Source organism: Psychrobacter sp. (assembly GCF_036731945.1).
Taxonomy (GTDB): domain Bacteria; phylum Pseudomonadota; class Gammaproteobacteria; order Pseudomonadales; family Moraxellaceae; genus Psychrobacter.
This window is the reverse complement of sequence record NZ_DAINDI010000025.1, coordinates 35,243-41,224: the sequence shown is the minus strand read 5'-3', so window position 1 is coordinate 41,224 and position 5,982 is coordinate 35,243. Positions and strand designations below refer to the sequence as shown.

Annotated in this window: 4 protein-coding genes; all 4 read right to left on the bottom strand. The window is 46.7% G+C overall.

From position 1 onward, the window contains the following. The coding region (locus V7D75_RS06980; RefSeq protein ID WP_333613973.1) for a molybdopterin cofactor-binding domain-containing protein at positions 1-1,220 on the bottom strand (1,220 nt) is incomplete at its 3' end. Positions 1,221-1,260: 40 nt separating this feature from the next. After that, on the bottom strand, positions 1,261-2,913 hold the full coding sequence (locus V7D75_RS06975) for a xanthine dehydrogenase small subunit (protein ID WP_333613972.1): 1,653 nt from the start codon (positions 2,911-2,913) through the stop codon (positions 1,261-1,263). Between the two features lie 705 nt (positions 2,914-3,618). Then, the gene (locus tag V7D75_RS06970; protein ID WP_198328850.1) at positions 3,619-4,311 is read right to left on the bottom strand and encodes a 1-pyrroline-5-carboxylate dehydrogenase; all 693 of its coding nucleotides are present in this window, start codon (positions 4,309-4,311) and stop codon (positions 3,619-3,621) included. A gap of 11 nt (positions 4,312-4,322) precedes the next feature. Next, a partial coding sequence (gene putA, locus V7D75_RS06965; protein WP_333613971.1) for a bifunctional proline dehydrogenase/L-glutamate gamma-semialdehyde dehydrogenase PutA occupies positions 4,323-5,982 on the bottom strand: 1,660 nt, incomplete at its 5' end.

Genomic DNA, 5,982 nt, shown 5'->3' with positions numbered 1-5,982 from the left:
TGACCATAATGGGTGCTTTGACCGTTTTGATATAAATTTGCTAGACGCACCTGGAGTGGATCTTTGCCTAACGTATAAGCAATGTGATCCATCATATATTCAGCAGTTAGCAAACCTTGTGGCCCGCCAAAACCGCGATAAGCGGTGTTAGATACCGTATGGGTCTTGCAGCGGTGACCGGCAATCTGCGCAGCTGGATAATAGTAAGCATTATCACAATGAAACATCGCCCGATCGACAATAGCATCGGACAAATCAGGCGAATAGCCACATAGTCCTGCTAGCTGCATATCGACGCCAAGTATCTGTCCGTCTTCATTGACGCCGACCTCATAGCGATTGGAAAACTCGTGTCGTTTGCCAGTTACCACCATGTCATCTTGGCGGTCTAAGCGCATACTGACTGGCACATTTTGGCGCTTAGCCACGATAGCGCATAGACACGCCCATGCCGCCGCTTGGGTTTCTTTACCGCCAAAGCCGCCGCCCATTCTACGGACAATGGTAGTCACTGCATGAAAGGGTAAATCGACTACTTCAGCGACCAGTTGCTGCACTTCGCTTGGATGCTGCGACGACGTATAAACTTCAAGACCGCCATCGTCACAAGGCACAACGTAAGATACCTGCCCCTCAAGATAAAAATGCTCTTGCCCAAGCATATGAATATGCCCTGCAATACGCGTCGGTGCTGATTTTAGCTCAGCTTGCGTATCACCGCGCTGCATAAAGTGGCTCGGTCGTACAAACTGCGCTTGCTCTAATGCGTCATCGATAGTCAAAATGGCTACTAATGGCTCATATTCTATCAGCGCATTCAGCACTGCCTTTTTGGCCGCACGATGACTGGTTGCGACCACAGCAAACAAGGTTTGACCGACGTATTCGGTGACTTTATCTGCCATTAATGGATCGCCATCGAACACGGGCCCGATATCAGTCTTAGCAGGCAAATCCTGAAACCTAATGACATCAACCACCCCATTGGCCGCCCATACTGCACTCAAATCCATATGTAAGATACGGGCATGGGCGTGAGTGCTTTTACCAATCGCTAAATGCAGGGTGTTTTGCGGTTTTAGCATGTCATCGACGTATGTGGCCGTCCCCATCACATGGCTGATAGCACTGTCATGCTTGACTCCCGTACCGATTTTATTTTTTGGCGGGCGCTGTCGGCGTATACTATAACTGTCAAATAGTGAAGAATGATGGCTCATAGTGTCTCTTCCTTGTATTCTTTATAAATGGCGATAAACGTTAAGCGCTTGCAGGTTGTATATCCGCGACCAATTGCTTACCGCATTTAATTAGTAAGCGCTGCACGACATGCATACGATACTCACGACTGGCTCTAACGTCCGTCATGGGCGAGACATCTAACGCCAGCCTTTGCGCCGCTGCTTCAAAACTGGCAACCTCAACAGATTGTCCAATCAGCATTTCCTGACAATTTATCGCTAATAAAGGAATCGCCGCCATACCGCCAAGACCGAATTTTGCATTTTTAATCGTCAACCCATCTGCTGACAAATCGATTCTTGCTGCCAATAAGCAAGCAGAAATATCATCCTCATAACGCTTACTAATTTTATGAATGTATAGATGCTGATGGTCTTGCATCAGCGGAATATGCAGAGCGACGATATAACTGCCAGCGCGCAGTTTGGTCTGTTTATAATCCAAGAAAAATGCCTGCAAAGGTATAATCTCATCAATATAATCACCTTTATCAGCCTCACTGCCATCAATAGCTTCGCAATGACGCAAATGAATTTGCGCATCTAATGCCAATAAAACCGGCGGCAAATCGCCAATCGGCGAAGCATTAGCGACGTTACCGCCAATGGTGCCCATGTTGCGAATTTGCGGCGAGGCAATGCGTTCAAATAAATGAGCAAAACTTGGAAAATACTCTTCAAGGACAGGCAGCAGTTGCTTATAGCTCATGCCCGCGCCCAATATTAAAGATGGTACTGCCGATTTCATTTCGCTATTAACCTTGTCGCTGTTAACTTTATCGGCATTAACTCTATATTTCTCATCAGTATGTTGATGTAAGTCTTGTAGCGACCAAGTTTTTAGCGCCTCAACCGCTGACAGCTGCACAATTACCTCATGATCGACTAAGTGCTGAGCCACGCTTAACCCCAAATCAGTACCGCCCGCCCAAATGGTTGCGTTTGGATACTCGGCTAACACCTGATTGAGCTCGTCAACGGACTGCGGAATAAAAAGTTTGCGTGATGCTTGCGTGATAGTTTTACTGGTATTTGTAGCACCGTTTTTACCGTTTGCCATCGCATCGGTTGCCAGCTTTATCGTTAAATCTTTAGCAATGATTTGCTCAGCATCGCGCTGTTTGCCAATTTTTCCCATCGCTAAACCCGCATCGATAATAGGACGATAACCGGTACAGCGGCACAGATTTCCGGATATAGCAGCGACAATATCATTGTAACTAAGATCGTCCGATGCCAGTCCTGCTGCCACTTGCAAACGTTGGTTTTCATAAGTACTCGCCAGCGTCATGACAAATCCAGGCGTACAAAAACCGCACTGCGAGCCATGACAATCAACCATGGCTTGCTGAGCTGGGTGCAATAAGGCGCGATCTGGGTGATTGGCGGGATTATCGGCGATATAAGCGGCCGTCATCAGATGATGACCATCCATCAATGACAGTAGCGTGATACAAGCATTAAGGGTATAAAAAGGTGCTTGCGTAGATTGGTCTGCGTCATGAGCAGGCAAGCGCTGTGCCATGATGGTACACGCGCCGCAGTCGCCACTCGCGCAGCCTTCCTTGGTATCGGTTTGCTTTTCGTGCAGACGCAGATACTTAAGAACGGTGGTGTTCGGGTTTAGATCAGTGACTTGTTTGTACTGACCGTTCAAATAAAAACGAATCATAGCAACGCTCGGCTGTCAGAATAAAAGGCAGATAAAAACCATAGTTTTATCTGAAATCGAATATAAAATGTTAACAATCAATATCTGCAAAGGTCAGGCGTCATAACGACACTGCCCTAAGGTAGTATTCAATTATCATGTTAATAAAGTTTATACGATGACGATCATCATACCTACATCAATACTGATAGTTATACGGGTATTGAATAAGCTGACTGCCTATCTGACTACTGACTTGCTCAGGCTTAATCGGTTTGCGGTTTGAACTTTTTAATTCACCAATCATCTATGCGTCAATTAAAAAGCGGTCATAAAGGTCGGGTATAGGTAAAGGTAAAGCTAACTACCCTATCGAAAAAACGGAGAATATAAGCATGGGTCACACTCCTTTTTAGCTTAAAGTACCTCAACATTCCGTGTTGAAGCTGTCTATTAGCATTCAATGAATAAATGCTGACTAAACGGTTAACTTATACTAGCACTAACTTTATTTAACTTACAACTCAAAAAAGCACATTATTTTGTTTAATAATTCAAAAACTTTTTAATACTATATATTTTTAGCTAACCTTTCTGATTAATTTTATCCTTAATTTTTCATAAAACAATAAAAAAACGGTCAGTAATCATTTCCCAAATTGCTTGGAAAATGGCTACTGACCGCCGCTTATACAATCCTAGTTTTTTTATTTAGCTTTACAGCACTTACTCGGTGCCAAGCTCGAGCAAGCTGGCATTACCGCCAATCGCTGTGGTATTAATGGTCCTCACCCGCTCAGTGACAAAGCGGTACAGGTAATCAGGCGTCAGCATCTCTGACATCCCCTCCATATCAGTGACCGCAATGACCTGCGTCAAGATACCATCGGTCTTAGCAAGCTCTTGGCTGATGGCTTGCACTTCGCTTTGGTTGCCTGCGACCGCAACTTGCGCCAATCGATCGATATATAGCAGTGTAATGGTTTGCGAATCATTGGCAACGCTTAAGACATCATCGCTGATGCCAGTGTCATGCAATATTTTTGCCGCTTCAACACACATCTCGCTCTGACTTGGACAATGCAGTATCACCTCGTTGCCAGTCAGTAAAGCTGCAACCAATTGCCCAAGTACCGCCATCGCGCGAGCAGATTCGCCGCCGATAACCATGGTTTTGCCGCGAGCAGTCACGTACAAATCATTGGACTCACCTGTTGCGCCCGTCATACGCTGCACGTCATCGAGCATCGGCGCGGCATTTAATAGATGGGTAAATAAACGCTGGGCTTTATTGGCGTCACCAGTAAGTAAGGCCAATTTAGCAACAGCTGCTTGTAGATAAGTTGCTCGCTCTACCGCGCTTAATAACCGCCAAGCTTCACAAACTTGGGCATGATTCTTTTTAAATTCATTCGCCATCTTGCTAGTCCTTATGCGATTTGGGTAAGGGTTTCAGTGCTATTATTTTCTACCGCCGTGTTCGACTCAGTACACAGCTGCATCAGACGCGCAACGTAATGCGGCCCGCCAGCTTTTGGACCCGTACCAGACAGACCACAACCACCAAACGGCTGCACGTTAACGACGGCACCGATTTGGTTGCGGTTAATGTAAGTATTGCCGACAAAGGCACGGCGCTCGATATGCTCGGCGATATTTTCAATACGGCTGTGGATACCCAAGGTCAAACCAAAACCTGTGCTATTAATCGCATCAATAAGCTTATTCAAGTCGCGCGCTTGATAACGTAGCACATGCAATATCGGACCAAAGTGCTCGCCACCAATCACATCGATACTTTTCACCTCAATCGCGGTTGGCAAGACAAAGGTAGAGTGCTCTTCGCTAACCACTGAGCTTGCGCTCATCGGCGTCTGCGCCAAGATCGTCGCCGTTGGTTCAGCCGCCATACGTTCGATATGCGCGTCCAGACTTTGCTTGGCGTCGGCATCAATCACTGGACCGACATCGGTTGCCGCATACAATGGATTGCCGACGACCAATTCAGCCATCGTTCCTTGTAACAGCTCGATTAAATTGTCCGCTACTTCTTCTTGCACACATAAGATACGGCACGCAGAACAGCGTTGACCTGCCGAACCAAAGGCAGATAATACCGCATCTTTAACCACTTGCTCGGGCAATGCGGTTGAATCGACAACCATGGCATTTTGACCGCCGGTTTCGGCTATCAATACTGGCAACTCACCACTGATTTGCTGATGAAGGCTCTGATTGATATGCTGCGCCGTTTGGGTTGAACCGGTGAAAATAACGCCTGCAATATTATCGGAAGCGGTCAACGTGCCGCCAACTTCGCCAGCGCCAACGACAAACTGCAAAGCGTCTACCGGCACGCCTGCTTGATACATCAGCTGCACAGCAAAATGAGCAATCAAGCTGGTTTGCTCGGCAGGTTTAGCGACCACAGTATTGCCTGCGGCAAGCGCTGCCATGATTTGACCGGTATAAATTGCCAAGGGGAAATTCCACGGGCTGATACAAACAAAGGTGCCCCGCGGCTTATACACTTGACGTGATTGCTTGCCTGCTAAGTCGGTAAACTCATAAACCTTGGCGTCGAGACGTTCTGCTTCATCGGCATAAAAACGGCAAAAATCAACCGCTTCTTTGATTTCATCAATGCCGTCTTGCATGGTTTTACCCGCTTCGATTTGGCAAAGCGCCATCAATTCGGCATAATTTTCTTCATACAAGTCCGCTACTTTGCGCAAAATAGCAGCGCGCTTTGCCGCAGGTACGGCTTGCCATACGGTTTGACCTGCAATGGCAGCATCAATAGCTTGCTGCGCAATATCAGCATTGGCGTAGGTAACTTCACCGGCGATGACTTCGTGGTTCCAAGGCGCGCGTACGGTTTGCGACTCAAGTTTTTCAGAATTGCCATCGACTTTATCTGCATCAACTGCTTTGCCGTTAATGATAGAAGTTGCCGACCAAGTTTTATGCAAATGGCTATCGATAGCGGCTTTAAATAGTAGCCACTGCGACTCTACAAAGATATTAGGGCCAAAACTGGCTCGGCGCGCGCTATAGATATCTAATGGCAACGGAATATCAGGATTGTGT

Coding starts and splice junctions, on each gene's coding strand:
- V7D75_RS06970 (WP_198328850.1), bottom strand. CDS start 4,311: ATGGCGAATGAATTTAAAAAGAATCATGCCCAAGTTTGTGAAGCTTGG.
- V7D75_RS06975 (WP_333613972.1), bottom strand. CDS start 2,913: ATGATTCGTTTTTATTTGAACGGTCAGTACAAACAAGTCACTGATCTA.